This is a genomic window from Streptococcus agalactiae ATCC 13813, assembly GCF_000186445.1.
Lineage (GTDB): Bacteria > Bacillota > Bacilli > Lactobacillales > Streptococcaceae > Streptococcus > Streptococcus agalactiae.
Window position 1 is genome coordinate 1,585,293 of sequence record NZ_GL636070.1, and the last position, 2,415, is coordinate 1,587,707.

Here is a 2,415-nt window from a genome sequence, read left to right on the forward strand (position 1 = left end):
CACTGTGAGTTTCACTCACAGTGTTAGCATTAATCATTTTTAATGGAATACCATACCACCATCGACAACTATTGTTTGTCCAGTGATATAATTTGAATCATCTCCCGCTAAGAAGCCTACTGCATTAGCAACATCTTCTGGTTCAGACAAGCGTTTCAAAGTGATATCTTTTGCAAACTGCTCCATACCCCATTCATCATCTTTGCCTGCATTCTTACCAACTTCATGGGCAATATCAAACATCATAGGTGTTTTAACAATACCTGGTGCGTAGGCATTGACTGTGATTCCTTCTGATGCCAAATCCTTTGCCAAAGTCTGTGTAATACCACGAACTGCAAATTTTGTACCACCATAAACAGTCAAATTAGGATTCCCTTCACATCCTGCTTGTGAAGTTGCATTTATAATTTTTCCGCCATGACCTAATTCTCTAAAATGTTTTTGAGCTGCTTGACTTCCCCAAATAGTTCCTCCGACATTGATTGCAAAAGCCTTTTCAAACTGCTCTTCAGTAATAGTGTCAAGAGGGGTTGTTGGGGCAATACCTGCATTGTTAACAACAACATTCAAATCACCAAAAGTATCTACAACTTTTTGGAAAGCATCAAAGACTTGATCACGTTTTGAAACATCTGCTACAACTGCAACAGCATCCTCAGGTGATAGTTTATCAACCGCAGCCTGAGCAGTCTCTTCATTATAGTCTAAAACGCCTATTTTAAAGCCGTCTGCATGAAGACGTTTCGCAATAGCAAATCCAATTCCTTGACCAGCACCAGTAACAATAGCAACTTTTGACATATCTTCCACCTCATATTCTTTAGTCAACCAATTAGGTTGCTCTCAAAAAGTCAGTGTTCTTAAACTAAGTTCAGCTTTAGGCTTGGCTTATTGATTACTTTTATGATACACCTTTATGAAAACGGTGTCAAGAAATTGCTGTGAGATCCCATATTTTCTGAAACTAGTTGCCATTTATTTTCCGCCACTCTTTTTTTAACAAAGTCTTGATTTTTTGGTACACTATCATTATGAAAATCTATAAAACAATAAACCACATTGCTGGTGAAAATACTTATTACCTCGTTAATGATCAAGCTGTTATCCTCATTGATCCAGGGAGCAATGGCAAAGAAATCATTGCTAAAATTAAATCCTTTGAAAAACCTTTAGTGGCTATCCTCTTAACTCATACTCACTATGATCATATTTTTAGTTTAGATTTGGTCAGAGATACTTTTGATAATCCACCTGTTTATGTTTCAGAAAAAGAAGCCGCTTGGCTATCTTCCCCAGATGATAATTTATCTGGGTTAGGCCGTCATGATGATATCATTAATGTTATAGCAAGACCGGCAGAGAACTTTTTTAAATTAAAGCAACCCTATCAACTAAATGGTTTTGAATTCACAGTTTTACCAACACCTGGTCATTCTTGGGGAGGAGTCTCATTTGTTTTCCACTCAGATGAATTAGTCGTTACTGGCGATGCTCTATTTCGTGAAACTATCGGTCGTACTGACTTACCTACCAGTAACTTTGAGGACCTCATTACTGGTATTCGCCAAGAACTATTCACCTTACCTAGTCATTATAGTGTTCACCCAGGCCATGGCATGAATACAACTATTGGCCACGAAAAAAACTTTAATCCTTTCTTCCAATGAACATAAAACGTCACTCTATTTTTCTTTGGTTAACAACAAGTATCCTTGCTATTTTAATGGCCGTCGGGATGACCATTTACTTCAATACTTACCAAGCCTCCCCATTAGCTAGGAGAATTGCTAAAACCGCTACAAACCATAAGAACTACCTTCTTTTTAGAAGCAAGGGTAAGGTAAAAGCAAATATTATTTTCTATCAAGGGGCTCTTGTGGAAGAAGAAGCTTATTCTCAACTTGCTAGAGATTTAGCTGATAAAGGGTATAATACCTATATTTTGAAGACACCTTTAAATTTGCCAGTTTTATCACCTTATAAAGCTAAAACAATTATTAATCAGAACCACTTAACTAATGTTTACCTTGCTGGACATTCTTTAGGAGGAGTTGTTGCTAGCCAAAATGCCAAAGTAGCCCCTGTTAGAGGGCTCATATTATTAGCTTCCTACCCTTCAAGTAAATCCGACCTATCTCATAAAAAGTTAAGAGTACTCTCCATTACAGCAAGTAACGATCATATTTTAAACTGGGAAAAATATGAGGAAGCTAAAAAACGCCTCCCAAATTCAAGTACTTTTCGAACTATTGTCGGGGGAAACCATAGCCGATTTGGTAACTACGGACATCAAAAAGGGGATGGTAAAGCTACCCTTTCTCACAAATCATCTGAAAAACAATTGGCTACGTTTATTTCAAATTTTATCCACTAGCATGATATCTACAATTAATAAAAAGAGATGAAAAAGAT

At 37.0% G+C, this 2,415-nt stretch carries 3 protein-coding genes; 2 read left to right on the plus strand and 1 reads right to left on the minus strand.

Annotation, left to right across the window (positions count from 1 at the left end; genetic code table 11):
• Positions 1 to 39: 39 nt before the first annotated feature.
• Positions 40 to 804 carry a (S)-acetoin forming diacetyl reductase gene (locus HMPREF9171_RS105860; protein ID WP_000048143.1) on the minus strand — a complete coding sequence of 255 codons (765 nt, stop codon included), beginning with the start codon at positions 802 to 804 and terminating at the stop codon, positions 40 to 42.
• A gap of 230 nt (positions 805 to 1,034) precedes the next feature.
• On the opposite strand from HMPREF9171_RS105860, the gene HMPREF9171_RS105855 reads away from it, so the two are divergent.
• Complete coding sequence (locus HMPREF9171_RS105855) at positions 1,035 to 1,670, plus strand: MBL fold metallo-hydrolase (protein WP_000708399.1); 636 nt, start codon at positions 1,035 to 1,037, stop codon at positions 1,668 to 1,670.
• The gene (locus tag HMPREF9171_RS105850; RefSeq protein ID WP_001022577.1) at positions 1,667 to 2,377 is read left to right on the plus strand and encodes an alpha/beta hydrolase; all 711 of its coding nucleotides are present in this window, start codon (positions 1,667 to 1,669) and stop codon (positions 2,375 to 2,377) included. Before HMPREF9171_RS105855 ends, HMPREF9171_RS105850 begins: the two co-directional genes overlap by 4 nt.
• Positions 2,378 to 2,415: the final 38 nt, after the last annotated feature.